Below are 25,059 nucleotides of genomic sequence, written 5' to 3' on the forward strand. Positions count from 1 at the left end.
CGCAATAGCCTCACCTGATCGGGTGAGGCATGTTGACGCCGGGAATGGCGTCCAGATCGCCAGAAGGGGACAGCAGATGGGCCGCCATCGACGCTCCGCCGCAGGTCCCGAAGCAGGTCCGGCCGGCGATGCGTACCCGACCGCGAACATCCGCCGCCACCGGGGCGCACGCCGCAGGAAGCGGTCCGCCATGCAACTGCGTACCGGACTGGTCGGCGTCTCCGCGGCCATGGCCGTCGGAGCCGTGGCCGTGGCCTCCGGACTGCTGCCGGGCGGCGCCGGGTACCACGTGAGCGGCGGCACGGCCGCCGACCAGGTCCGCGCGAAGGGGGTGCCGGACCTGCTGACGCAGGGCGGTTCCACCACGGCGCCGGCCGACCGCGGCATGTCGTCGGCCTCGGCCAGCCGCGGTACGGGGCGGTCCCAGGGGCCCGAGGGGTCGCGATCCACCAGTTCCTCCGCAACACCGTCCGCCTCGCCTTCGAAGAAGACCGAGCAGACGAAGCAGGCGGAGAGGACGGAAGAGAGCGCCGCGCCCTCGGCGGCCGACAGGACCGGCGCCGCCCCGGCGACGGCGACCCCGACGGCCAAGGCCTCGGCGCCCCCGAAGGCGTCGGCCGCCGCTCCGACCCGCCAGCCCTCGCCCTCGGCTGCCGACACCTCCGCACAGGCGGCCGTGCTCGCGCTGGTCAACGAGGAGCGCGCGAAGGTCGGCTGCAGCCCGGTGACGGCCAGCGCCTCGCTCGCGTCGCTGGCCCAGGACTTCAGTGACGACATGGCGGCCCGCGGCTTCTTCAGCCACACCGACCCGGACGGCCAGACCCCCTGGGACCGTGCCACCAAGGCCGGCGTGAAGGGGCTCGGCGGCGAGAACATCGCCCGCGGCCAGGCCGACGCACAGGCCGTGATGGCCTCCTGGATGAACAGCGAAGGCCACCGAGCAAACATTCTCAACTGCGACTACAAGACGCTCGGTGTCGGAGTGCACTACGGCTCCGGCGGCCCCTGGTGGACGCAGGACTTCGGCTTCTGAGGTTTTCGCAGGTCGGCGACCTGCCAGCTTACCTGGGCCGTCTCGGGGCCGTTATCGGCAACCGAGGCGGCCCGAACTGTGTCCACGGCCGCCCGCGTACTCCGCCCTCTCTGCTCATGGTCAGCCGTGAGCTCGCAGCCGTCATCAATCCCGGCTGCGCCACGGAGACGGCAGGCCGCACGTACCTGGATCACCTGAACACACTCACGCGCACCGAGGGGCGTGTCACCGTGAGGCTCCGTCCGGGCGGGCGGGGAGCGGCCCCGTAGGCTCCCCGCCGTAGACTTGACAGGGGGCTTGAGCCTTGTCAGCCGTCCAGTTCAGGCGGGCTCCACCCGCCAAGGGCAGCGGGATTGGAGTTTCCCACGGCTCCGGCCACCGCGGGCTCTCTCCAATGAGCGGAAGCCTCTGGCTCGCTTTGTGAGCGGTGGAATCCCCTCAGGAAGGACGTGGGCCAGATGAGCCACCATGTGAGCCAGGTGCCCATCCGTGACATCACAGTGGCCGCTTCGACTGTGCGCTGGATTTTCCCCCATGTGGCCGCGTCGGCTGTGCGCTGGATTTTCCCCGTCGTCATAGCAGTGGTCGTAGTCGCTGTTCTGATCGGCCTCGTCCGGCGGGACTCGCGCCGTCGGTCTCGAGCACGACATCAGGGACCACGGGCCGAGCGTTCCCCCCGAAGCCGGCGGCTGAGGGATGCAGACGATCTCGGGGAAGGTCTCAGCCCATATGAGCTCAACCGGCCCTCTTCGCCAAGGGACACACACAAGGATGACAACGGTGGGGCTTTTGGCAGTGGCGGACCCAGCGGCTGACGGGTCGGCGACGTGGCGGCACGTGTCGAGATCGTCGCGCCTCGCCTGCCCAGAGACGTAACAAAGCCCTGCTGGAGCTGTCACGACCTTCCCCCAGACAGAGCCGAGCAGTCGCGGCCCAGGGCGTCAAGGTCGTTCGCACAGTGGTGGATTGAGGACAGTACGTAAGCAGCGCTCGGAGCTGGTTGGGCACGGATATGAGGATGGACAGCAGCCGAGGACCGGTCCCGGTCCTGCTCGTCAGTTCGTCATGTCCGACAGTGGAATGCTCTCGACGGTGTTGTTGTGCCGGGCTCGTTCGGCGGCCAGTACGGTCAGGTGGCTGGTGAGGGAATCTTGCGGGCCGGACTGCACCAGGCCGGGGTCTCCGGTGGCAATGGCGGCGACGAAGGCATCCATCAGTCCGGCGTCGCCGCCTCCGTGGCCGCCGGCGGCATCCATCGTCCCCTCAGTGCCGAGGTCGATGAGCTCCTCGCTGCGGGTCAGGAAGTCGTAGACCAGGAGGTGTTCGCCGTCGCCTCTCAGTTCGGCGCGGGTTCCGAAGATGCGGGTCTGGCGGTCTGCCTGTTCCGTGAACGCGGTCATGGTGAACGTGCCGGTCGCCCCGGAGGCGAACTCCATCGCCACCACCTGGTGGTCGACCACGTCGTTGTCGCAGGCGTACACGCACCGCCCGTAGGGGCCCTCCCTCAATGCGGTGTCCAGGGCCTGTGGGGTGAATTCGTCGATCACCACACTGAGCGGCCAGCTGTGCTCGCCACGGGCGAGCTGGTCGCCGTAGTCGCGCTTGGCGGAGTACGGGCAGCTGGTTTCCACTGCGCAGTCCAGGCAGCGGTCAGCAGCGCCACCGGGCTTGTTCTCCGGGCGGAAGTGAGAGAGGCGTCCGAAGCTGGAGACGCGTACCGGCGGCCGGCCGAGCACGTACTGCAGCCAATCCAGGTCGTGGCAGGACTTCGCCATCAGCATGGACGTCGCCTCGTCCTCGCGGCGCCAGTTGCCCCGTACGAACGAGTGGGCCTGGTGCCAGAAGCCGACCGGTTCCAGGTGCTGGACGCTGACGATCTCTCCCAGCCTGCCGGAGTCGACGATGCGCTTGAGGGCCTGCGTGTAGGGCGTGTAGCGCAGGACGTGGCCGACCGCGAGAATCACTCCGGCCTTCTCCACCGCTGCCACGATCCGCCGGCACGCGTCCTCCGTCAGCGCCATCGGCTTCTCAAGCATGATGTGGTAGCCCAGGGCGGCGAACGCCAAAACCGGCTCCAGGTGCTCACGGTCCAGCGTGCAGATCAGCACCGCGTCCGCGATCCGCCCACGGGCGGCCAGTACCCGCCAGTCGTCCACTGCCGACGCGGCTTCCAGGCCGTGGTCGGCTACAAGCCGGTCCCGCCTGACTCTCCGAGGTTCAGCCACCGCAACGACCTTGGCCCGCTCCGGATACGCCAGCGCCCAGCCCGCGTGACCGGTCCCCCGGTCGCCGGCACCAACGACAGCAATAGTGACGACGGAGGGCATATGTCTCACTTCCAGGACCGGTAACACATGGGGCAAGCGCTTTCCATCGAGAAGGTAGCGACTGACGATCCCGGAGGACAAGAGTCGGCTCGGTCGAGCCATGCGTCCGGTGAAACGCTCCGTTACGGGGGGGTGGCACCAAGACTGTCCCCCGGTGACACCACGCCACTTCTTCGGCTTCTGACCCGCCGGACACCCGCCCAGGAGCCTTCCCGGCCCCACCGCTTACGCCCGCACAGCGCACTCCGGAAGTGAGCACTGTGCGGGCGTAAGCTGTTTTCGTGGACGAGAGCACCTGGCGGGACGGCGCCGACAGCCTGCCCTTCGACGTGTTCTCCCGGCAGTGCCCCTCGCGCGGCACGCTGGAACATGTCACCGGACGCTGGGGCAGCCTGACGCTGACCGCGCTCCACGATTCCGGTGCCCGCTTCAACGAGCTCCGGCGCAGGGTCGACGGGGTGAGCGAGAAGATGCTCTCCCAGACGCTTCACGCACTGGAGCGGGACGGCCTCGTCCACCGGGAGGCGCAGCCCACCAACCCGCCGCGTGTCGACTACGAGCTGACCCCGCTGGGACGCGAGGTCGCCGGCCGGCTGCGGGGGCTGATCCAGCTCGTCGAAGGCCGGATGCCCGAGGTGCTGGACGCCCAGAACCGTTATGACGAGGCCCGCGAGAGCTGAGGCTCTCCGGCCTGATCGGCCGGACGCGCTCAGGGCCGCGGCGGCCGCTGGCAGCGCGGGCAGAAGTAGCTGGAGCGGTTCATCCACGGGCGGCGGCGCATCGGCGTACCGCAGCGGTGGCAGGGCTCGCCCTCGCGCCCGTAGGCGTCGAGCGACCGGTCGAAGTAGCCCGACTCACCGTTCACATTGACGTAGAGGCTGTCGAAGCTGGTGCCGCCCTGGTCGAGCGCCGCGTTCATCACGTCGCGGACATGACCGAGCAGCTCGGCCGACCTGGGCCGGGTCAGCGTCGCCGTGGGCCGGTCGTAGTGCAGCTTCGTGCGCCAGAGCGCCTCGTCCGCGTAGATGTTGCCGACGCCGCTGATCAGCGACTGGTCGAGCAGGGCGCGCTTGACCGTCGTACGGCGCAGCCGCAGCGCGGTGTGGAACGCGGCGTCGTCGAACGCCGGGTCCAGGGGGTCGCGGGCGATGTGCGCGATGGTGTCGGGCAGCCCGTCGGGGGTGTTCTCGTGGAGCGAGAGACCGCCGAAGGTCCGCTGATCGACGAAGCGCAGCTCGGTGCCGAGGGTGTCGTCGAAGCGGATCCGGATCCGCAGGTGCTTCTCGTCGGGAGCCTCCTGCGGCTGCACGAGCAGCTGGCCGCTCATGCCGAGGTGACCGAGGAGCGAGGAGGACACCTCGTCCAGCGGCACCCAGAGGTACTTGCCGCGGCGCATGGCCCTGCCGAAGCGGCTGCCGCTGAGCCGGGCCGCGAAGTCCGTGGAGCCCGCGATATGGCGGCGGACCGCGCGCGGGTGCAGGACCTCGACGTCGGCGACCGTGCGGCCGGTGATCCAGCGGTCGAGACCTCGCCGTACGACTTCGACCTCGGGCAACTCGGGCACGGTGCAGCTCCTTCAGTTCCTTCGGAACAAGGTTACGTACCTGTCTTTGATTCCGGACACGGCAAACCCCCCGGTGCACAAGGCACCGAGGGGTCGACGCGTCAGGCCGGAGCGACGTCCGTGGACGGCGACGGGTCGGCAGGGGTGTCGGCGGCCCCTTCGTCGGCGGCGGCCTTGGCCGCAGCTTCCCGTTCCTCCGCGGCGGCGCTGATCTCGCGCCAGGCGGACTCGGCCGCCTGCTGCTCCGCTTCCTTCTTGCTACGGCCGGTGCCGGTGCCGTACGAGACACCACCGACGCGAGCAGCAGCAGTAAAGGTCTTCTCGTGATCCGGGCCGGTCTCCGTGACGAGGTACTCGGGGACTCCGAGGCTCTCGCTCGCGGTGAGTTCCTGGAGGCTGGTCTTCCAGTCCAGGCCGGCGCCGAGGTTGGAGGACCTGTCGATCAGCGGGTCGAAGAGCCGGTGGACCAGCTCCGAGGCCGCACTGAGGCCCTGGTCGAGATAGACCGCGCCGATCACCGCTTCAAGGGTGTCGGCGAGGATGGACGCCTTGTCCCTGCCGCCCGTGCCCTCTTCGCCCCGGCCGAGCCGGATGAAGGAGCCGAGTTCGAGGCCGCGGCCCACTTCAGCAAGTGCACGCGAGTTGACCACCGCGGCCCGCAACTTGGCCAGCTGGCCTTCGGGCAGGTCGGGGTGGGTGCGGTACAGCGTGTCCGTGACCACCAGACCGAGCACCGAATCCCCGAGGAATTCGAGCCGCTCGTTGGTGGGCAGACCGCCGTTCTCGTATGCGTACGAGCGGTGGGTCAGCGCACGCACCAGAAGGGCGGACTCGAGGTGATACCCGAGCCGCCCTTCCAGAAGCGTGTGGGACGAGGCTGTGTTGACGTTGTCTGCCTGCTTCTTGGCTTGGGACAACTCAGACATCGGGCCTCTCACCAGCCGCTCAGACCTCGAGGACCTGGCGCTTGTTGTACGTGCCGCAGCTCGGGCACGCGATGTGCTGCAGCTTCGGCTCCTGGCAACGCTCGCACGAAACCAGGGTGGGGACCGCAGCCTTCCACTGCGACCGGCGGTGGCGCGTGTTGCTGCGCGACATCTTCCGCTTCGGAACAGCCACGGCTACTTCTCCTGCTTCTCGTCGACGCCCGCTTCGGCGCCGCCCATGTTGTCCTTCTCGCCGTCCGAAACGGTCTCGGCGAGTCCTTGCAATGCCGCCCAACGAATGTCGACGGCATCGTGGTGGTGACCGGGGTTCTCGTCCAGCCTGATTCCGCATTCGGAACACAGACCGGCACAGGACTCCCGGCACACCGGCTGCATCGGCAGTGCGAGCACCACCGCATCGCGCAGCACCGGCTCGAGGTCGAACAGGCCGTCCTCGATGAAGAGCCTGTCCTCGTCGTCCTCGGCGTCGTCGGCCGGTTCCGCTTTGATGCGGCCCCGGTCATCGGCGTCAGGGTACGAGAACATCTCCTGGAAGTCCGCCGCAACCTCTTGGCGCAGCGGCTCCAGACACCTTACGCACTCCCCCTCGGCCGACGCACGGGCGGTGCCTGTGACAAGCACCCCTTCCATGACCGATTCGAGGCGGAGGTCCAGCTCCACGGGTGCGCCTTCCGGCACACCGATGACCCCGTCGATACCGAGGTCCTTGGGGGCGTCCACCGAGCGGGTCAGCCGCAGGAGGGCACCGGGACGCCGACCCAGCTCGTGCGTATCGAACACGAGAGGGTTTCGGTGGTCGAGGTGGCCGTTCAGGGCTTTTCCTGCTTTCGAAATCGTATGCATGGCGCATCGCGCACCGTGGGAGGGGCCGACCCGTTCGGAGTCGAAGCGGGCAGCCGGGATCGCAGTCCTACGCGCGACCGAACCACCAGGATACTGGACGCGTCACCCTGCTCCCAACCGGGTCCGATTCCGGACCCGAACCGACCGGAATCGGTCAGCGCTCCTGCTCGTACCGGCGGAGCTGATCGAGGTCGATCATGCTGGTGTCGAACAAGCTGGTCTCGTCGAGGGCGCTCTCGCCCTGCTGGTGGAGCCCCTGCTGCGGGAGGGGCTGGTGCCAGCTGTCGTACCCCTGCGCCTGGCCCTGGTCGTAGCCCTGCAGCTGAACCTGGCCCTGGTCGTAGCCCTGCTGCTGCACCTGGCCCTGGCCCTGGTCGTAGCCCTGCTGCTGATAGGCGGCGTACGGGTCGGGCTGCTGCTGGTAGCCGTACATGTCCTGCTGGGGCTGCTCCTGGTACGCGTACGTCTCCGCGTAGCTCGGCTGGGCCTGTGCCGGGAAGTGCGGCTGGACCTGCTGGGGCACCGGTTGCGGCTCCGGGGTGGCGAGCTCGGCGAGACCGGCCCAGTGGTCCTCGTCGCTGGTGTGTCCCTGGCTGCCCGCGGCGTCCTGGGCGGCCATGTGCGCGCCGAGTTCGTCGGTGGCGACCCGGCCGTGCAGCTTCTGCCGGCCGCGGCCGACCGCCTCCAGGGTCTTGGCCAGCACAGCCTCGAAGGCGCCGAGCTTGGTGTCGACGTATTCGTCGGCGCGACGCTGCTGCGTGGCGGGGTCGGTGCTGCGCTCCGGGGCCTCCGCGAAGTCCGGGTCCTCGTACCCCTGCTCGTCGAAGGCCTGGCCGCGGCCGAGCAGCTTCTCGCGGCCCCGGTCGACGGAGCCGATGGTCTTGGTGAGGACGACCTCGAAGTTGGCGAGCTTGCTGTCGACGTACTCGTCGGCCTCGGCGCGGACCTCGTCGGCCTCCCGGCGGGCCTCGTCGAGGATGCGGTCGGCCTCGGACTGGGACTGCCGGGCGATCTCGGTGTCGGAGACCAGTGAGCCACGCTGGGCGTGGGCGGACTCGATGATCCGCTCGGCCTCCTGGCGGGCCTGCTCGACCATCTGCTCCCGGCCGCCGAGGAGCTCCTGGGCATGGGCGAGCGAGCCGGGGAGGGCCTCACGTACCTCTTCGAGCATCGCGAGCAGCTCGGCGCGGTTGACCACGCACGACGCCGACATGGGCATGGACCGGGCGTTCCCGACCGCTTCGACGATCTCGTCGAGCTTCTTCTGCACGTCCACCGTGTGCTCGCCACTCTCTACTGCTGATTGGAGACGGACGGGACGACTGTACGGCCAGTCGGCGCCCGTCCGACACCTGGTGACGGGCTGTCAGTGGCTCACTGCTGGGCGAGCCGGTCCACGAGGGCCCGGTGGACCAGCGGCGGCAGCAGGTGCGAGACATCGCCGCCCCAGGTCGCGACCTCCTTGACCAGGGAGGACGACAGGAAGCTGTACGTGGGGTTGGTCGGCACGAAGAGCGTTTCGACGCCGGAGAGGCCGTTGTTCATCTGGGCCATCTGCAGCTCGTAGTCGAAGTCACTGACGGCCCGCAGGCCCTTCACGATGGCCGGGATGTCGCGCTGCTTACAGAAGTCGACCAGGAGGCCGTGGAAGGACTCGACCTGGACGTTGCCGAAGTCGGCGGTGACCTGGCGGATCAGTTCGATCCGCTCTTCGACCGTGAACAGGCCCTTCTTGGACTGATTGATCATCACCGCGACATGTACGACGTCGTACAGCTTCGAGGCGCGGCCAATGATGTCGAGGTGTCCATTGGTGATGGGGTCGAACGACCCCGGACAGACGGCGCGGCGCAACTTGAGTCCCTCGCTCTCCGGTGCGGTCATCGTGCGTCTTCGCACGTAGAGGCGGCGCGACCGTACCAAAGCGTTCCCTCGCCGTAGCGACGGGCCCGCAGTGGCTCGAATCCCTTGGGCCAGTTGAATTCTCCGCCTCTGGTGCTCCGTTCCACCGTGACGAGCGCATCGTCCGTGAGCCAGCCCTGGGCACGGAGTGTGAGCAGTATCTCGCCAAGATCGTCGTCGGTGACGGCGTACGGCGGGTCCAGGAAGACCACGTCGTACGGGTCCGCGGGCGCCGGTCCTGTCACGATCTGTTCCGCTTTGCCGGTACGGACTTCGGCGCCGGGCAGGCCGAGCGCACGGACGTTGTCCCGGACCGTGCGGACGGCCCTGGTGTCTGCCTCGACGAGCAGGGCGTGGACGGCGCCGCGGGAGAGTGCTTCGAGTCCGACGGCGCCGGAACCCGCGTACAGATCCGCGATACGGATGCCCTCCAGGGTGCCGAGGAGCGCCTCCCAGGTGGAGAAGAGGCCCTCGCGTGCGCGGTCGGAAGTGGGGCGGGTGCCGGTGCCGGGCGGGACGGCCAGGCGGCGTCCGCCGGCCGAGCCGGCGATCACGCGGGTCATGGGTGTCTGATCCTCGGGTCGGGGTGGCCCGCCGGGATGGGGCGGGCGCCGTGCGTCCCACGATATGGCTTCGGCCCCGTTCGGGCCCGGGGGCCCCGGCGGTCACGTGGGTCTCGCCTCCCCCGGTCCTCGGCCGTTGTCGTCCGTCCTGTGCCCGGCTGCCGTCTCCCCCGGTGTTCAGCCCTTGTGCTCAGCCCTTGTCGAGGTACTCCTCGCGCTCCTTGTCGAGCAGTGCGTCCAGGGCGGTGCGCAGCTCGGGCAGGTGTGTCAGCTCCGGGTCGGCGGCGACGACGGCGACGGCCTCCTCGCGGGCGGCGGCGATGACCTCCTCGTCATCGATGACGGTGAGCATCCGCAGGGAGGAGCGGACACCGGACTGGGCCTGGCCGAGGACATCGCCCTCACGGCGCTGTTCGAGGTCGATCCGGGACAGTTCGAAGCCGTCGAGGGTGGCGGCGACGGCGGACAGCCGGGCCCGGGCGGGGCTCGCCTCGTGCGCCTCGCTGACCAGCAGGCAGAGGCCGGCGGCGGAGCCACGGCCGACGCGGCCGCGCAGCTGGTGGAGCTGGGAGACGCCGAACCGGTCGGCGTCCATGATCACCATCGCGGTGGCGTTGGGGACGTTCACCCCGACCTCGATGACGGTCGTCGCGACGAGGACGTCGACCTGGCCCGCGGCGAAGCGGCGCATCACGTCGTCCTTGTCGTCGGGGTTCATCCTGCCGTGCAGCACCGCGATCCGCAGACCGGCGAGGGCGCCCTTGGTGAGCTGCTCGGCGATCTCCAGCACGGCGAGCGGCGGCCGCTTGTCGCCGTCGTCCTCGGGCGGCTGCTTCTTGCCCTTCTTCTTCTCGGTCTCGTCGTCGGCGTCGTCACCGATCCGGGGACATACCACATACGCCTGATGGCCGTTCTCGACCTCCTCGCGGACCCGCTCCCAGGCGCGGGTGAGGAAGTGCGGCTTGTCCTTGGCGGGGACGACATGGCTCGCGATCGGAGAGCGGCCGGCCGGCAGCTGGTCCAGGACGGACGTCTCCAGGTCACCGAAGACGGTCATGGCGACGGTACGGGGAATGGGTGTGGCGGTCATGACCAGCAGGTGCGGCGGCTGCTTGCCCTTGGACCGCAGGGCGTCGCGCTGCTCGACACCGAAGCGGTGCTGCTCGTCGACGACGACCAGCCCCAGGTCGTGGAACTGCACCTTGTCCTCGATCAGCGCATGCGTGCCGATCACGATCCCGGCCTCGCCGGTGACCAGGTCCAGCAGCGCCTGACGGCGAGTCGCCATCCCCATGGAGCCGGTGAGCAGCACCACCTTCGTACCGAGGTCGGAGCCGCCCAGCATCCCTCCCTCGGCCAGCTCGCCCATCATTTCCGTGATGGAGCGGTGATGCTGCTGGGCCAGCACCTCGGTGGGGGCGAGCATCGCGGCCTGTCCGCCCGCGTCGACGACGGCGAGCATGGCGCGCAGCGCGACCAGCGTCTTCCCGGAACCGACCTCGCCCTGCAGCAGTCGGTGCATCGGGTGCTCGGTCGCCAGGTCGTCGAAGATCTCCTTGGAGACCTTCTCCTGGCCCTCGGTGAGGGTGAACGGCAGCTTGGCGTCGAACGTGTCGAGCAGTCCGCCGTGGGCAGGGATCCGCGCCACCGCCGGAAGCTGGGTGTCCGCGTACCGGCGGCGGGCGAGCGCGACCTGGAGGACGAACGCCTCGTCCCATTTCAGCCGGTCCCTGGCGTCGGCGATGTCCGCCTTGGTCTGCGGTCGGTGGATCTTCAGCAGCGCCTCGGGCAGCGGGGTGAAGCCACGCCCCTCGCGCAGCGACGGCGGCAGCGGGTCGACGGCCTCCCGGGCGCTGGGCAGCACGGTGTCGACGGCCTTGGCGATCCGCCACGAGTCGAGCTGCTTGCAGGCCGGATAGATGGGCAGCAGCCGCCCGGCGAAGGCGTCCACCGCCTCCGTGGCCTCGTCGGCGTCCGTGGCGTCGAGCAGCTGGTAGGTGGGGTGGGCGAGCTGCATCTTCCGGTTGAAGACGGAGACCTTGCCCGCGAACATCGCCCGGCGTCCGGGCAGCAGTTCCTTGTGCGGCTTGTGCACGCCGTGACCGAAGAAGACCAGCTGGAGCCGGCCGCTGCCGTCGGTGAGGGTCACCTCCAGGCGTTTGCCCCTGCCGTTGTTGAACATCATGATCCGGGCGTCGGCGACCTGGGCGACGACGGTCACATGCTCGTCCAGCGGGAGGTCGGCCAGCGCGGTCAGCTTGCCGCGCTCCTCGTACCGCCGCGGGTAGTGGTGCAGCAGATCACCGACCGTGTGCAGGTCGAGATGTTCGGCCATCACCTTCGCGGTGGCACCGCCGAGCAGCTTCTTGAGAGGTTCGTCGAACGCAGACACGCGATCCATTGCACACCACACCACTGACAGAAGTCGCCCGCACCACCGGAATCCCCTGGTCACAAACGTCTTCGCGCCCCTAGGATCGGTCCCCCGCTCCTTGCTCGCGATCACCGCCACGGGATCGCCCGACCCGCGCCGTCGCCCGTCCCCCCACCGGCGCTGCGACGATGACATCTGAGAGGGCGGTTTGTGAGTCATTGATGCGTTCTGCCGTCACCTGATGGTGTGGGTGGGGGCGGAATCTGCTGGTCCGTGGCCGTTGGTCTGCTGGGGTGGCGGGGTGAGTGAACGCAAGCCGTACCCGAGCGACTTGTCGGACGGGCAGTGGTCGTTGATCGAGCCGGTGATCACGGCGTGGAAGGACCGGCACCGTTCGGTCAGCGGTCACCAGGGCGCCTACGCGATGCGGGAGATCGTGAACGCGATTCTCTACCAGGGCCGGACCGGCTGCCAGTGGGCCTACCTCCCGCACGACCTGCCGCCGAAGAGTGCGACGTACTACTACTTCGCCGCGTGGCGCGACGACGGGACCGACCAGGTCATCCATGAACTCCTGCGCTGCCAGGTACGTGAGAGAGCCCGCCGATTAGAGGACCCGACCCTGGTAGTGCTGGACACGCAGAGCATCCACGTCGCCGCCGGGGTCCCCGCCACCACGACCGGGCGGGACCCGGCGAAACGGGTGCCGGGCCGCAAGCGGGCACTGGCGGTGGATGTTCTGGGCCTGGTCATCGCCGTCATCGTGCTCGCCGCCAGCACGCATGACAACGCCGCGGGTATCGCCCTGCTGGACCAGGTCGCCGAACGCACCGGCGGCACTGTCAGCAAGGCGCTCGTCGATCAGGGCTTCAAGAAGCAGGTCGTCGTGCACGGCTCCGGCATGGGTATCGATGTCGAGATTGTCGAACGCAACCTGCAGGACAGGGGGTTCGTCCCGCAGCCGATCCGGTGGAGGGTCGAGCAGACCTACGGGATCCTGATACTGCACCGGCGCCTGGTCCGTGACTACGAACACCACCCGGCCTCCTCCGCCTCCCGCGTCTACTGGGCGATGACCCACACCATGACCCGCCGGCTCACCGGCACGATCACCCCCACCTGGCGCGACCCGCAGGCCGTGACCGCATGAACATCCAGCCCCTGCTCGAAGCACTGGATGTCCAGGAAGACGCAGCCCGGACCCTGACCGACGACCTCCGAACCCAAGCCGAAGAGCTACAGGCCCGACTACGGGAGGCCGAGACCCACCTCGAGCACCTCGCGATCACCCGAAAGACCGTCACCGCCCTCGCCGACCGGATCCCTACCCAAACCGCCTCGCCGGACCTGCCCGAGCACCCGGACTACCCCCGCATCCTCGCCGTCTTCAACGAGGCCACCGGCCCCCTCCGCGCCCGCGACATCTGCGATGCCCTCGACCACGAACTACTGCCGAAGAACATCGAAGGCACCCGCGCCAAGCTGAAACGCCTGGTCAAACTGGACATCCTCACCGAGGACGACGCCGGCAGCTTCGCCACGAAGCAGTAACGGACCAAGTACCGCGATCGGCAACGCTGATACTGCCTCACCCGAAAACGACACTCCACGAACAGCCTCATGAAAGGTCGGACAAGGCAGGCGTCGAGCGTTACTGCGCACCGCTTGATGGCGATCGAAAGCGGGCCACGATCTGGTGTGCGTACTGATCCTCCGGGCCGAGGTCCTGGACCGCTAGATAGGCCGTCTGGGCTCGATTTGTCTCGCACAAAAGCCGGACAAAGACGTACAGAGCATCACGGTCACCATCTTTGGCGCGGCTGCGCAGCGCGGCCTCCATCCCCCGCTCGCGAAGCGATCTGTTGAGTCTCCGACGTGCATGGACGTCCGTGCGAGCGAGTTCCATGAGTTCCGGGAGCCGTTCCGAACGGGCGAGCAAATCCATGTGCCACAGATGGTTGTTGTGCATGTAGCGATCGGTGGAGTAGCACTCGGCCTGGGCGCTTACCAACGTGATGGCCGCATCCCAATCCCCGAGTTGTTCCGCTGCCCGGGCCTGCTCGAACCACTCCACAGGACAAGTATCGCGTAGCGCCGCCTCGTACAGCGTGGTGGAAGTGGTCGCCGATGAAGGTCCACCAGGCCCGCGCCCGCCACCCCTCATCAAATACTCTCAAACCGCCCTCTGAGAACTCAGCGAACTCCGCGTCCCCCGATCCGTCCTCCGGATCCTCCTCCGAGTCCTCCTCGGACCGGTCGCCGCACACCTTCCAGGTGGATCTGCGCGGACTGGTCGATCTCCTCTCCCATCACCTCTACTCCTCGCCCCGGGTCTACCTCCGCGAGCTGCTGCAGAACGCCGTGGACGCGATCACGGCCCGGCGCGCCGAGCAGCCGGACGCGCCTGCCCTGGTGAGGCTGTACGCCTCCGGGGGGCGACTGCGGATCGAGGACAGCGGGATCGGTCTGACCGAGGCCGATGTGCACAGTCTGCTCGCGACGATCGGCCGCAGTTCCAAACGCGACGGTGCACAGGGGCTGGCCTCGGCGCGCGCCGAGTTCCTCGGCCAGTTCGGCATCGGGCTGCTGGCGTGTTTCGTCGTCGCGGCCGAGATCAGGGTCGTCAGCCGGTCGGCCCGCACGCCCGGGGCGCCACCCGTCGAGTGGTGCGCCCGTGACGACGGTTCGTACACCGTCCGCACGCTCCCGGACAGCGCCCGCGCCGAGCCGGGCACCACCGTGCATCTGGTCGCCCGCCCCGGCAGCGCGGACTGGCTCGACGAGGAGCGGGTCCTCGCGCTCGCCCGCGACTTCGGTTCACTCCTGCCGTACGACGTGCGGGTCGGTGACGCCGCGGTCACTGCGCTTCCGGCGCCGTGGGACCGTCCGTATCCGAGCCCGGCGGGGCGGCGGGTGGCGCTCGCCCGTCACTGCCATGAGCAGTTCGGGTTCTCGCCGCTCGACGCGATCGATCTGGATCTGCCGCTCGCCGGGATCCGCGGTGTCGCGTACGTCCTGCCGTCGGCCGTGAGTCCGGCGCAGCGTGCGGGCCACCGGGTGCATCTGAAGGGGATGCTGCTGACCGACCGGGCCGATGAACTGCTGCCCGACTGGGCGTTCTTCGTGCGGTGCGTCATCGACACGGACAGTCTGCGGCCCACCGCGTCGCGGGAGGCGCTGTACGCGGACGAGACCCTTGCCGCCGTGAGGGAGGCGCTCGGCGAACGGATCAGTCAGTGGCTGACCGGGCTTGCCGCGGGTGATCCGGAGCGGCTGGCGGAGTTCCTTTCCGTGCACCACCTGGGTGTGAAGTCCCTGGCCCGGCACGACAGCGCCATGCTGCGGACGATGCTGCCGTGGCTGCCGTTCGAGACGACGGACGGCCGGTTGTCGCTGGAGGAGTTCGCCCGGCGCCATCCGGTGGTGCACTTCACCCGGACCGTGGAGGAGTACCGGCAGGTCGCACCGATCGCGTCCGCGCAGGGCATCGGGGTGGTCAACGGCGGCTATACGTACGACACCGAGCTGGTCGAACAGTTGCCGTCGGTCCGGCCGGGAACGGCGGTCGCGGAGCTGGACGCCGATACCGTCACCGCGCATCTGGACACGGTCGATCCGGCCCAGGAGCTGGCGCTCGGCGGCTTCCTGGCCGCTGCCCGCGCCAGGCTCGACCCGCTGGGCTGCGATGTGGCGCTGCGCGCCTTCCATCCGCTGACCGTGCCCGCACTGCATCTCGACGACCGTTCGGTCCGCCATGGGCAGGCCCGCGCCGAGGCGGAGGAGCAGGCGGACGACCTGTGGGCGGGGATCCTCGGGTCGCTGCGCGGGAGTGCGCCGCGCGCCCGGCTCGTACTGAACCATCTCAATCCGCTGATCCGCCGGATCGGTTCGCTGGACACCCCGGAGCTGGCGGCCACCGCCACCGAGGCTCTGTACGGACAGGCTCTGCTGATGGCGCAGCGGCCGCTGCGGCCCGCCGATTCGGCGCTGCTGAACCGGGCGTTCATCGGGCTGCTGGAGTGGGCCACGCACCCGGCCCCGGAGCAGGCTCAGAGCCCCGACCGTCCGCAGGAGGAAGGCCGATGAGCCTCGACATCGCGACGATCCGGCAGGCCCTGCGGGACAACTACGAGGAGCCGGAGGGGCCGGCCCGCAACGCCCGTGCGGAGCGGCTGCTGACCGAGGCCGAAGGGACCGGGGACGCGCCGCTCCTCGTCGAGGCGCTCGCCAACCAGCTGCAGGCGTACAACTACAGCTCGGAGAAGGACAAGATGTTCGTCCCCTTCGCGCGCCTGCTGCGCATGTGGGACGAGCAGCCCGGAAGCTTCGACCAGGTCACGACCCACCACCTCTTCTGGATGTTCAAGTGGGTCTCCAGTTCCATGATCAATCAGCCGCACATACCGCTCGCCTCCATCGAGAAGTGGCAGGGCGAGATGGCGCACCGCTACCGGCTCGCCGGGCATTCCGAACGGGCCGTGCGCCAGGGCGAGCTGCAGATCGCCCGCCATCTCGGCGATCTGGAGCGGGCCGAACGGGCCTACACCGCCTGGCAGGCGGCCGACCGGGACCGAATGGCCAACTGCCACGCCTGCGAACTGCACAGCCAGGGCGCCTGGCAGGTGCACCGTGGGCAGGACGAGGAGGCGCTTCACACCTGGCGGCCGGTCCTCGACGGGGAGCACACCTGCGCCCATGAGCCCCATGCCGTGCTGGCGGCCTCGCTGCTTCCGCTGCTGCGCACCGGCCGCACCGAGCAGGCCCGCGGTCACCACCTGCGCGGGTACCGGATGATCCGCCCGATGGAGTCCATGCGGGACGCCGTGGCGCTGCACATCGAGTTCTGCGCGCTGACCGGCAATGAGGCGCGGGCCCTGGAGATCCTCGCCGAGCGGCCCGCGTACTTCACCGCCACCGGTAACCCCGACTCCCTGATGGACTTCCTGGCCGTCACCGCTCTGCTGATGGACCGGCTGACCGCGCTGGGCCACGACGACCAGTCCGTGCCCGGGCCCGCGGGCACTGACTGGACCGCGCGCTCGCTGGCCGGTCACGCCCGCGAGCAGGCGCTCGCACTCGCCGCCCGTTTCGACGAGCGCAACGGCAATACGCAGGTCAGCGACGTGGTGCGGGAGCGTCTGGCCCAGCAGCCGCTGCTGGACCGGCTGCCGCTCGGCCTACGGGCTCCGCGGCCGGCCGCGGCGGCCCGGAAGCCGGCCGCGGAGCCGGGGACCGCCGTGGACGTGCCGCTCGGCCTTGCCGGGCTGCTCGCCGAGGCCCGCCGGCTCTCCGACGCCCAGCACCCGGACGCCGGGCCCGCCTGGCAGGCCGCCGCCCGCGCGGCCGAAGGCTCGACGGAACTCTCGGGCCACGACCGGGCCTGCATCGACGACCACCGGGCGAGGGACGGGGCCCTTCCGCCGGCCGTGGCGCGGGGACTGTTCCTGTCCGCGGCCGAGCTGTACGGGGCGGCGGGTGTCCCGGGCGAGGCCGTTGCCGCGGCGGCCCGGGGCGCGTACGTCCGCTCGCTGGAGGCCGAGCACGCGGCCGAGGCCCTCGCCGAGGCAGCGGTCCTCGTGGACCGCGCCCTCGCCCTGCACGCGGCGGGCCGGGCCACTGGCCGGCAGGCCGGCGCCGTGCTGGTCTGCCGGGCCCGGATCCTCAATCAGCTGGTGCTCGGTGCCCCGGACGAGTCGTCTGTCGAGACCGCGGTCGACGCTCTCGAGCAGGGGGTACGGGAGCTGCTCGCCTTCACCGAACCGCTGGGCGCGCAGGCCGGGGTGGCCACGGGGACCGCGGAGGCGTTGGGGTTCCTCGGCGACATCGCGGCGTACCGGGGCGACGGGCCGGGAGCGGGCGAGCTGTATGCGCGGGCCGCCGCCGAGACCGACGCGGCCGGACTGCCCTGGTACTCCGTCGCGTACGAGACCAAGGCCGCGCGGATCGCGGTCGAACTGCGGGACCACGCCACGGCCGAGCGCGCCGCCCGCGCGGCCCTGGCGCACGGGGCATTCGTACCCGCGCCGGGCCGCGCTCGACTTCATCTGCAGCTCGCCGAAGTCCTCGGCGGCATCGAGGAGTTCGCCGAGGCGTCCGAGCAGGCGCTCGATGCCGCGCACTGGGCGGACGAGGCGGGCGAGAGCGACGGCCTGGGGGTCCATGCCCGGCATCTGCTCGGCGGCTGGCTGCTTCAGCTGGGGCGGGCGGGGGAAGCGGCAGCCGTACTGGAGGCCGTGCTGCCCGACATCACGGCCGAGGACCACGGCGACGGCATGCTCGTCCAGACGCTCTGGTGGCTCGGTGACGCGCTGACCGCGCTCGGCGAGCCGCGGGAGGCGGCCGGACACTGGCTGAAGGCGGCGGACATCGCGAGGACCTGGCCCGAACAACACGATCACGCGATGCTCGCCAACCTCGCCGGCCAGGCGCTGTACCAGGCAGAGCTCAACTCCCAGGCAGAAAAGGCGTATGCGCGGGCCGGGGAGCTGTGGCGGCAGCTGGGCGACGTCCATGCGCTGGTGAGGACGCTGCGGGTACGGGCCTGGATCGCGGTCCGTGAAGGGCAGCCGGGGCCGGCTGCGGCGCGGGCGTTCATGGCCGCGGCGGAGCGCGAGTGCGAGGCGGCGCTGGCGGCTGCGGAGCCGGGACAGGTGCCCGGGCTGCGGGCGGAACTCGCCGACACCCACCGCCAGACCGGCGAACTGATCGCCAACGCGTGCGAGGGCGAGCCGGACGAGGACGACGACGGAAGCGCGCGTTCGGCCTACGAGGAAGCGCTCGCCCAGGTCGACCGGGCCGTCACCGGCTTCACCGAGGCCGGTCCGGACTTCCTGGACCGGCGGACGGCGGCGGAACTGGTGGCTGCCTGGCTGGAGGCGGATCTGGGCCGCCGCGACGGCGCACGGGCCCGGGCGCGGGGGGTGCTTGCGGTGTACGAGGGGACCGGGGCGGAGGCGGGCGACACGGTGCATGCGCGGCGGGCGGAGGCGGAATCGGTACTCGGGTACGTGGACCGGGCGCCGCACAAGTAGGGACGGGGCCCGCCCGGTGGCCGTTCACGCCGCAATCGGCGGACGGGCTGGATTTCACCCGGCGGACAGTTGGCCGGCCCTTCAAGCCCGTCCGGCGATCGGGACAACGCCTCACGGGCGGCGCCGGCCGTGCGCGCCCTACTCCACGCCGATCAGCAGCGGCGTTCCCTGTCCGCCGCCCCGGTACACCACCGTGTCCACCGCCAGATAGCCCTCGCGCACATGCTCCTCCAGGGCGTCGGCCAAGGCGTCCGGTACGTCCTCGCCCAGTACCAGCGTGACGAGTTCGCCGCCCGCCGCCAGCATCCGGTCGATCACCGCCCGGGCCGTGCCGGGGACGTCCTCGCCGATGACCGCCACATCGCCTTCGATCAGGCCCAGGATGTCGCCGGCCTGGCAGATGCCCGCCATGGTCCAGGACTGCCGTTCGGCGACGGCCAGTTCGCCGTAGCGGGTGGCACCGGCCGCCGCGGTCATCGTCACCACGTCCTCGTCGAAGCTGCGGTCCGGTTCGTGGACGGCGAGCGCGGCGATGCCCTGGACGGCGGCCCGGGTCGGGATGAGGGCGACCCGGATGCCCTCGGTGCGGGCCTGTTCGGCGGCGGCCGCCGCCGTGTGGCGCAGCTCGGCGTCGTTCGGCAGGAGAACCACCTCGCGGGCGTGCGCGCGGCGGATCGCGTCGACCAGTTCGCCGCTGGCCGGCGGCTCCCCGGGCCGGGCGAGCACGGTGGTCGCACCGGCCTCCGAGCAGAGGCCGGAGAGCCCCGGGCCGGGGACCACGACGACGACACCGCGCTGCGCGGGTTCGCCGTGGTGCTGGTGGACCCGGTCGGCGCCGAAGTGGGTGATCCGGATCCGGTACGGCCGGCCGGCCTCGACCCCGGCCTCCACCGCCGCACCCGCGTCGTCGACATGGACGTGGACGTTCCACAGCCCGTCCCCGCCGACCACGACGAGCGAGTCACCGAGCCCGTCGAGCCGGGTCCGCAGCCGGTCGACCGCGTCGTCCCCGGCCTCCAGCAGATAGATCACCTCGAAGGCGGGGCCGTCCTGCGGTCCGCCCGCCGCGCAGTCGTCGGCCGCGGTGGTGGTCACGGGGGCGATGTCGGGGGTCACCCAGGTGCCGTGTTCGGGCGCCTCCCCGGAGACCGCTTCGACGAGCGCCTCGAGGACGGTCACCAGGCCCCGTCCTCCGGCGTCCACGACGCCCGCCCGACCGAGGACGGCCAGCTGTCCGGGGGTCGCGTCCAGCGCCGTGCGCGCCCCCTCGTACGCCGCCTGCACGACCGCCCGCGCACTCGGGTCGCCCGCCGTGCGCCCGGCGGCCTCGGCGGCGGCGGTGGCCACCGTCAGCACGGTGCCCTCGACGGGGTGGGCGACGGCCTGCCTGGCCGCCGTCGCGGCCCTGGTCAGCGCGAGCCGCAGATGGTCGGCGTCCTGCCCGTCGGCCAGCACCCCCGCCATGCCGCGCAGCAGCTGCGCCAGGATCGTGCCGGAGTTTCCGCGGGCGCCGATCAGCGCCCCGTGCGCCATGGCCCGTACGGCATCGGCGAGGGCGGGCACGGACGCGCCGGTCTCGTGCCCGGCGAAGACCGCTTCGACAGCTCCTGCCGCCGACTCCACCGTCAGATAGAGGTTGGTCCCGGTGTCCCCGTCCGCGACGGGATACACATTGATCGCGTCGATCGCCGCACGCTCCCGGCCCAGTGCCTCCAGGGCGAGCGAGCACCAGGTACGCACCGCGACGGCGTCCATGTCGTCGGCGGTCTGCGGCACGTGGTGTTCCTCCTGGAGAGCGGGCCGTGGGCGGCTGGCTGAACCGCAGAGTAGTCCGGCCCGGTGGGCCCGGCAGGGACAGGGGCGGGGCGGACTGCGGCGAAACCCATGGTAGTTTCGTTCTACCGACGCAGCCGTTGTATGCTGCTTCGGTTGCCCGATGAGAGTCGGGCCATTCCTCCGGTACCGCCACTTCAGTCAAATGATTCCGGCGCGCCGGAATTCACTGTAAGTGCACCTGAAGTCTTTGGAGTGACCCGTGGCTGCCAACTGCGACGTCTGCGGCAAGGGGCCGGGCTTCGGCAACAACATTTCGCACTCGCACCGCCGTACGTCCCGTCGCTGGAATCCCAACATCCAGCGCGTGCGTGCCGTGGTCGGTCGGACGCCGAAGCGGCTCAACGTCTGCACCTCGTGCATCAAGGCCGGCAAGGTCGCGCGCTGACGTTCCCGTCGTAGCGCAGCCTTCCGGTTGCCCAAAAAGCCGGTCCACCTCGGTGGACCGGCTTTTTGCTGTGCGCCGAGCTACTGCAGCCGCCACCCGTGGTCGACGGGGCCGATCCCGGCGCCCAGCGGGAAGCCTGCCGCGATCGCCCCGGTGACGTACTCCTTCGCGGCCCGTACCGCCGTCGGTACGTCCTGCCCCCGGGCCAGCCCGCAGGCGATCGCGGAGGCCAGGGTGCAACCCGTGCCGTGGGTGTGCCGGTTGTCGTGCCGGGGGGCACGCAGCCAGTGCTCCTCGGTGCCGTCCGTGAGCAGGTCGACCGGTTCGCCGGGCAGATGCCCGCCCTTGATGACGACCCAGCGCGGTCCGTGTCCGAGGATCTCCCCGGCGGCCCGCCGCATTCCGGGCTGATCCGTGACGGTCACTCCGGTGAGCTGTGCCACCTCGTCCAGGTTGGGGGTCGCTACCGTCGCGACGGGCAGGAGCTTCTGCCGTACGGAATCGAGGGCCTCGGCGGCCAGCAGCGGATCGCCGTGCTTGGAGACCCCGACCGGGTCGACGACGACCGGGGCGTCGGTCGCCGCCAGGAGTGCGGCGACGGTCTCCACGAGTGCGGCCGAGGCCAGCATGCCGGTCTTCACCGCCTGGACCCCGATGTCGTCGACGACGCTGCGGTACTGGGCCCGGACAGCCTCCACGGGCAGCTCCCACGCGCCCTGGACACCCAGCGAATTCTGCGCCGTCACCGCGGTGATCACGCTCATGCCGTGCACGCCGTGCGCCAGCATCGTCTTGAGATCGGCCTGAATGCCCGCACCGCCGCCGGAATCGGATCCGGCGACGGTGAGTACACGGGGCGGTACGAGTGGTGCGGCGGGGGATGCAGATATGGGCATAGCCCGAAATCTACTCCGGGCGCCGGAGCTGCCGGGCGCCCCCTAGTGGGCGTCCTCGATGCCACCGAAGTGGTCCCAGCCGCCCTTACTGGTCCAGGGCGCCCCGTCGACCGTCACCTGGGGCAGCGCCGACGGGTTGAGGACCTCGCCGATCACCTTCCAGCGGGCGGGCAGCTTCACGTCCGCCGGGAACGTGGCGACGATCGCGTGGTCCTCTCCCCCGGTGAGCACCCACTGCAGCGGGTCCACGCCGACCGCCTGGCCGATGTCGGACATCTGCGAGGGGATGTCGATGAGACCGGAACGCAGATCGATCCGGACCTTGCTGGCCTCGGCGATGTGCCCGAGGTCGGCGACCAGCCCGTCGCTGACGTCCGTCATGGCGGTGGCGCCGAGCCCGGCGGCCGCGGGGCCCGCGTGGTACGGCGGTTCGGGGCGCCGGTGGGCCTCGACGAAGGCGCGCGGCGAGCGGAAACCGCGGGAGAGCACCGCGTACCCGGCGGCGGACCAGCCGAGCCAGCCGGTGACGGCGACGACATCGCCGGGGCGGGCGCCGGCCCGGGTGACCGGTTCGTGGTTGCGCAGATCGCCGAGCGCGGTGATCGCGACGGTGATGGTCTCCCCGCCGACCACGTCACCGCCGACCACGGCCGCCCCCGCGACCTGGCATTCGTCACGGATGCCGTCCATCAGCTCGCCCGCCCACGTGACCGGGAGTTCGGCGGGCACGACCAGGCCGAGCAGCAGCGCGGTGGGCACGGCGCCCATGGCGGCGATGTCGGCGAGATTCTGCGCGGCGGCCTTGCGTCCGACGTCGTACGCCGTCGACCAGTCGCGGCGGAAGTGCCGTCCCTCCAACAGGATGTCGGTACTGGCCACGACCCTACGGTCGGGAGCGGCCACGACCGCGGCGTCGTCGCCGGGTCCGAGCCGTACCGCCGGAGTGGTGGTGAGGCGGGAAGTGAGCTCCCTGATGAGCCCGAACTCCCCCAACTCGCCCACGGTTCCCTTCACCGAGTCTCACCTCTCATCTATCGCGCCGGACGGGCGTCCGGCCTGGATCGGCGGCCGGGGGCCGGGACCGTGGCCCGGCCGTCGGAAGCAGTCTGCTCCGGTTGTCGCCGGCATGCCTGTCCCCCATCCGGACCGCTGCACTTGCGGTCGCGAGCCGTCACTGCTGTCGGTACTGTCAAGAGATACGTCAACCGCTGCCATCCGTACGCCACGCGGTGGGACGTCATCCGGTCCGCAGGTCTCCCCGCGGCCCGCGGCAACGCGATACCGTGGCGTCTCTTTCCCCCACATGATCCTCGTGGCCGCCCTGGAGGTTCCGTGGTACAGGCGTACATCCTTATCCAGACCGAGGTGGGCAAGGCGTCGACCGTCGCCGAGACCATCACGAAAATCCCGGGAGTGATCCAGGCAGAGGACGTCACCGGCCCCTACGACGTGATTGTGCGCGCGCAGGCCGACACAGTCGATGAACTCGGACGCATGGTGGTCGCCAAGGTCCAGCAGGTGGAGGGCATCACCAGAACCTTGACCTGCCCGGTCGTTCATCTGTAGCCCCCTTATACGCTGGGCCGGTGACGTCCTTCCGCCGCCGGCTTCGCCGCCCCGTGTTCCTCGGCCCGTCCGCTGCCGTTCTGCTGCTGGCCGCGGCGGGCTGCTCCTCCATGGACACCCATGCATCGATCACGGTTCCCACCCCGACGCCGGAAGCCGCAGCCTACTGCCGTGCACTGCACAAGGAGCTGCCGAAGACCGTCGCCGGACAGAAACGCAACGACCCAGGACCGAAGTCGGAGCTGACCGCCGGCTGGGGGGACGGGGCGATCGTACTGCGCTGCGGGGTCGACCGGCCCGCAAAGATGGACGATCCGATGGCGAAGGGGGCCGAGGCGGACGGCGTCAACTGGCTGCTGGAGCAGCCGGAGGACGCCGGTCCGCGCTTCACCACCACCTATCGCAAGGCGTATGTCGAGGTGTCGCTCTCGACGGCGTACGCACATGACATGAGCCCGCTGGCGGCGTTCGCCGCTGCCGTCAAGAAGACGGTCCCCAGCAGCGTCTAGCGAGTGTCCGCGCAGTCCGGCCCGGCGCCTGTGCGCACATCCGGCCCGGTGTTTCTCAGCGCAGGCCGGTCGGGCGGGTCAACGCCGCCTGGATCAGCCGGTCCACCAGCTCCTGGTAGCTCACGCCGCTCTCCTGCCACATCCGCGGGTACATGGAGATCGGGGTGAAGCCCGGCAGCGTATTGATCTCGTTGATCACGAAGCTGCCGTCCTCGGTGAGGAAGAAGTCGGCGCGCACCAGGCCCTCGCAGGACGCCGCCTCGAAGGCTTCGACCGCGAGCCGCTGGACCTCGGCCGTCTGCTCCTCGGTCAGCGGGGCGGGCACGATCCCGGACGCCGAGTCGATGTACTTGGCCTCGAAGTCGTAGAAGTCGTGCGCGGTGACCGGCGGGATCTCGGCGGGCACGCTGGCACGCGGTCCGTCCTCGAACTCCAGCACCCCGCACTCGATCTCGCGGCCCCGCAGCAGCGACTCGACCAGGAACTTGGGGTCGTGGCGGCGGGCCTCCTCGATCGCCTCGTCGAGGCCGGAGAGGTCGTCGACCTTGGTGATGCCGATGGACGAGCCTGCCCGGGCGGGCTTGATGAAGAGCGGCCAGCCGTGCTCACCGGCGAAGTCCACGATGCGCTTGCGGGCACCGGAGCGGTCGGTGTCCCACTCACGGGGGCGGATCACGACGTACGGGCCGACGGGCAGCCCGAACGAGGTGAACACCCGCTTCATGTACTCCTTGTCCTGGCCGACCGCCGAGGCGAGCACACCGGCGCCCACGTACGGCACCCCGGACAGCTCCAGGAGCCCCTGGAGGGTGCCGTCCTCACCGTACGGGCCGTGCAGGACGGGGAAGACGACGTCGACCTCGCCGAGCGCCTTCGGGACCGAGCCGGGCTCGCTGTAGACCACCTCGCGGCTGCCGGGGTCGACGGAGAGCACCACGCCGCCCTCGCCGGACTCGGCCAGTTGTGCCACGTCCGGCATCTTCCGGTCGGTGATGGCCATCCGCTCGGGCTCGTCGGCGGTGAGCGCCCAGCGGCCGTCCGTCGTGATGCCGATCGGCAGGACGTCGTACTTCGTCCGGTCGATGGCGTTCAGGACGGCACCTGCGGTGACGACCGAAATGCCGTGTTCGGAGCTGCGGCCGCCGAACACGACGGCCACACGCGGCTTGCGGAGCTGCTGCTCCGGGCTCTGGGGGAGGTTCTCGCTGCTCATATCGCGTTGAGCGTACCTGCTGGTACGAGTCACGTCAGCGTCCCCGGGGCCGACCCGCGTACGGAGCAGC

Annotated in this window: 23 protein-coding genes; 9 read left to right on the top strand and 14 right to left on the bottom strand. The window is 70.3% G+C overall.

Annotated elements, in window-relative coordinates; translation table 11 throughout:
* Window positions 1-76: 76 nt before the first annotated feature.
* Complete coding sequence (locus OHA88_RS16415; protein WP_328626092.1) at window positions 77-1,033, top strand: CAP domain-containing protein; 957 nt, start codon at window positions 77-79, stop codon at window positions 1,031-1,033.
* Window positions 1,034-2,088: 1,055 nt separating this feature from the next.
* On the opposite strand, the gene OHA88_RS16420 is transcribed toward OHA88_RS16415, so the two are convergent.
* Entirely contained in the window at window positions 2,089-3,360 is a 1,272-nt protein-coding gene (locus OHA88_RS16420) for a Gfo/Idh/MocA family protein (protein WP_328626093.1), read from the bottom strand.
* 281 nt (window positions 3,361-3,641) lie between these two features.
* On the opposite strand from OHA88_RS16420, the gene OHA88_RS16425 reads away from it, so the two are divergent.
* Window positions 3,642-4,040, top strand: coding sequence for a winged helix-turn-helix transcriptional regulator (locus tag OHA88_RS16425; RefSeq protein ID WP_328626094.1), 399 nt, complete (start codon window positions 3,642-3,644; stop codon window positions 4,038-4,040).
* 29 nt (window positions 4,041-4,069) lie between these two features.
* Here OHA88_RS16425 and mutM read toward each other — a convergent pair whose 3' ends face one another.
* The 8 genes from mutM to recG form a co-directional block, all read right to left on the bottom strand.
* A complete protein-coding gene (gene mutM / locus OHA88_RS16430; RefSeq protein WP_267001402.1) occupies window positions 4,070-4,924 on the bottom strand; it encodes a bifunctional DNA-formamidopyrimidine glycosylase/DNA-(apurinic or apyrimidinic site) lyase in 855 nt (284 codons plus the stop codon).
* A 101-nt stretch (window positions 4,925-5,025) separates the two neighbouring features.
* Entirely contained in the window at window positions 5,026-5,850 is an 825-nt protein-coding gene (gene rnc, locus OHA88_RS16435; protein ID WP_328626095.1) for a ribonuclease III, read from the bottom strand.
* Between the two features lie 19 nt (window positions 5,851-5,869).
* Window positions 5,870-6,043 (bottom strand): 50S ribosomal protein L32, encoded by a 174-nt coding sequence (gene rpmF, locus OHA88_RS16440; RefSeq protein WP_003965982.1) that lies wholly within the window; start codon window positions 6,041-6,043, stop codon window positions 5,870-5,872.
* Between the two features lie 2 nt (window positions 6,044-6,045).
* A complete protein-coding gene (locus tag OHA88_RS16445; RefSeq protein WP_030978751.1) occupies window positions 6,046-6,714 on the bottom strand; it encodes a YceD family protein in 669 nt (222 codons plus the stop codon).
* Between the two features lie 154 nt (window positions 6,715-6,868).
* A complete protein-coding gene (locus tag OHA88_RS16450; protein WP_328626096.1) occupies window positions 6,869-7,990 on the bottom strand; it encodes an ATP synthase F0 subunit B in 1,122 nt (373 codons plus the stop codon).
* Window positions 7,991-8,088: 98 nt separating this feature from the next.
* Window positions 8,089-8,568: a pantetheine-phosphate adenylyltransferase gene (gene coaD, locus OHA88_RS16455; RefSeq protein WP_267007937.1), complete on the bottom strand. Its 480-nt coding sequence runs from the start codon at window positions 8,566-8,568 to the stop codon at window positions 8,089-8,091.
* Window positions 8,569-8,594: 26 nt separating this feature from the next.
* Entirely contained in the window at window positions 8,595-9,179 is a 585-nt protein-coding gene (rsmD, locus tag OHA88_RS16460; protein ID WP_328626097.1) for a 16S rRNA (guanine(966)-N(2))-methyltransferase RsmD, read from the bottom strand.
* 190 nt (window positions 9,180-9,369) lie between these two features.
* Complete coding sequence (gene recG / locus OHA88_RS16465; protein WP_328626098.1) at window positions 9,370-11,580, bottom strand: ATP-dependent DNA helicase RecG; 2,211 nt, start codon at window positions 11,578-11,580, stop codon at window positions 9,370-9,372.
* Between the two features lie 274 nt (window positions 11,581-11,854).
* Here recG and OHA88_RS16470 point away from each other — a divergent pair, with 274 nt between their 5' ends.
* Entirely contained in the window at window positions 11,855-12,703 is an 849-nt protein-coding gene (locus tag OHA88_RS16470; RefSeq protein WP_267007542.1) for an IS5 family transposase, read from the top strand.
* Window positions 12,700-13,104 carry a hypothetical protein gene (locus tag OHA88_RS16475; RefSeq protein ID WP_327129827.1) on the top strand — a complete coding sequence of 135 codons (405 nt, stop codon included), beginning with the start codon at window positions 12,700-12,702 and terminating at the stop codon, window positions 13,102-13,104. The genes OHA88_RS16470 and OHA88_RS16475 overlap by 4 nt, the downstream gene beginning before the upstream one ends.
* 100 nt (window positions 13,105-13,204) lie before the next feature.
* On the opposite strand, the gene OHA88_RS16480 is transcribed toward OHA88_RS16475, so the two are convergent.
* Window positions 13,205-13,627 carry a hypothetical protein gene (locus OHA88_RS16480; RefSeq protein WP_328623705.1) on the bottom strand — a complete coding sequence of 141 codons (423 nt, stop codon included), beginning with the start codon at window positions 13,625-13,627 and terminating at the stop codon, window positions 13,205-13,207.
* 200 nt (window positions 13,628-13,827) lie between these two features.
* On the opposite strand from OHA88_RS16480, the gene OHA88_RS16485 reads away from it, so the two are divergent.
* Together OHA88_RS16485 and OHA88_RS16490 are read left to right on the top strand one after the other, a co-directional pair.
* Complete coding sequence (locus tag OHA88_RS16485) at window positions 13,828-15,639, top strand: HSP90 family protein (protein WP_443044236.1); 1,812 nt, start codon at window positions 13,828-13,830, stop codon at window positions 15,637-15,639.
* Window positions 15,636-18,584: a tetratricopeptide repeat protein gene (locus tag OHA88_RS16490; RefSeq protein ID WP_328626099.1), complete on the top strand. Its 2,949-nt coding sequence runs from the start codon at window positions 15,636-15,638 to the stop codon at window positions 18,582-18,584. The genes OHA88_RS16485 and OHA88_RS16490 overlap by 4 nt, the downstream gene beginning before the upstream one ends.
* Before the next feature lie 138 nt (window positions 18,585-18,722).
* Here OHA88_RS16490 and OHA88_RS16495 read toward each other — a convergent pair whose 3' ends face one another.
* Window positions 18,723-20,360, bottom strand: a complete 1,638-nt coding sequence (locus tag OHA88_RS16495) for a DAK2 domain-containing protein (RefSeq protein ID WP_328626100.1) — start codon at window positions 20,358-20,360, stop codon at window positions 18,723-18,725.
* 259 nt (window positions 20,361-20,619) lie between these two features.
* Here OHA88_RS16495 and rpmB point away from each other — a divergent pair, with 259 nt between their 5' ends.
* Window positions 20,620-20,805, top strand: coding sequence for a 50S ribosomal protein L28 (gene rpmB, locus OHA88_RS16500; protein ID WP_030928661.1), 186 nt, complete (start codon window positions 20,620-20,622; stop codon window positions 20,803-20,805).
* 80 nt (window positions 20,806-20,885) lie between these two features.
* Here the strand turns inward: rpmB and thiD are convergent, their stop codons facing one another.
* Window positions 20,886-21,701: a bifunctional hydroxymethylpyrimidine kinase/phosphomethylpyrimidine kinase gene (gene thiD / locus OHA88_RS16505; protein ID WP_328626101.1), complete on the bottom strand. Its 816-nt coding sequence runs from the start codon at window positions 21,699-21,701 to the stop codon at window positions 20,886-20,888.
* A gap of 42 nt (window positions 21,702-21,743) precedes the next feature.
* Window positions 21,744-22,715, bottom strand: a complete 972-nt coding sequence (locus OHA88_RS16510; RefSeq protein WP_093778662.1) for a thiamine-phosphate kinase — start codon at window positions 22,713-22,715, stop codon at window positions 21,744-21,746.
* A gap of 318 nt (window positions 22,716-23,033) precedes the next feature.
* Here OHA88_RS16510 and OHA88_RS16515 point away from each other — a divergent pair, with 318 nt between their 5' ends.
* Both OHA88_RS16515 and OHA88_RS16520 read left to right on the top strand, forming a co-directional pair.
* A complete protein-coding gene (locus OHA88_RS16515) occupies window positions 23,034-23,267 on the top strand; it encodes an Lrp/AsnC family transcriptional regulator (RefSeq protein ID WP_030928667.1) in 234 nt (77 codons plus the stop codon).
* Window positions 23,268-23,287: 20 nt separating this feature from the next.
* Window positions 23,288-23,776, top strand: a complete 489-nt coding sequence (locus OHA88_RS16520; RefSeq protein ID WP_326626964.1) for a DUF3515 domain-containing protein — start codon at window positions 23,288-23,290, stop codon at window positions 23,774-23,776.
* Between the two features lie 55 nt (window positions 23,777-23,831).
* Here OHA88_RS16520 and OHA88_RS16525 read toward each other — a convergent pair whose 3' ends face one another.
* Window positions 23,832-24,989, bottom strand: coding sequence for a D-alanine--D-alanine ligase family protein (locus OHA88_RS16525; protein ID WP_328626102.1), 1,158 nt, complete (start codon window positions 24,987-24,989; stop codon window positions 23,832-23,834).
* Window positions 24,990-25,059: the final 70 nt, after the last annotated feature.

This window comes from Streptomyces sp. NBC_00353 (assembly GCF_036108815.1).
In the GTDB taxonomy this organism is placed as follows: domain Bacteria; phylum Actinomycetota; class Actinomycetes; order Streptomycetales; family Streptomycetaceae; genus Streptomyces.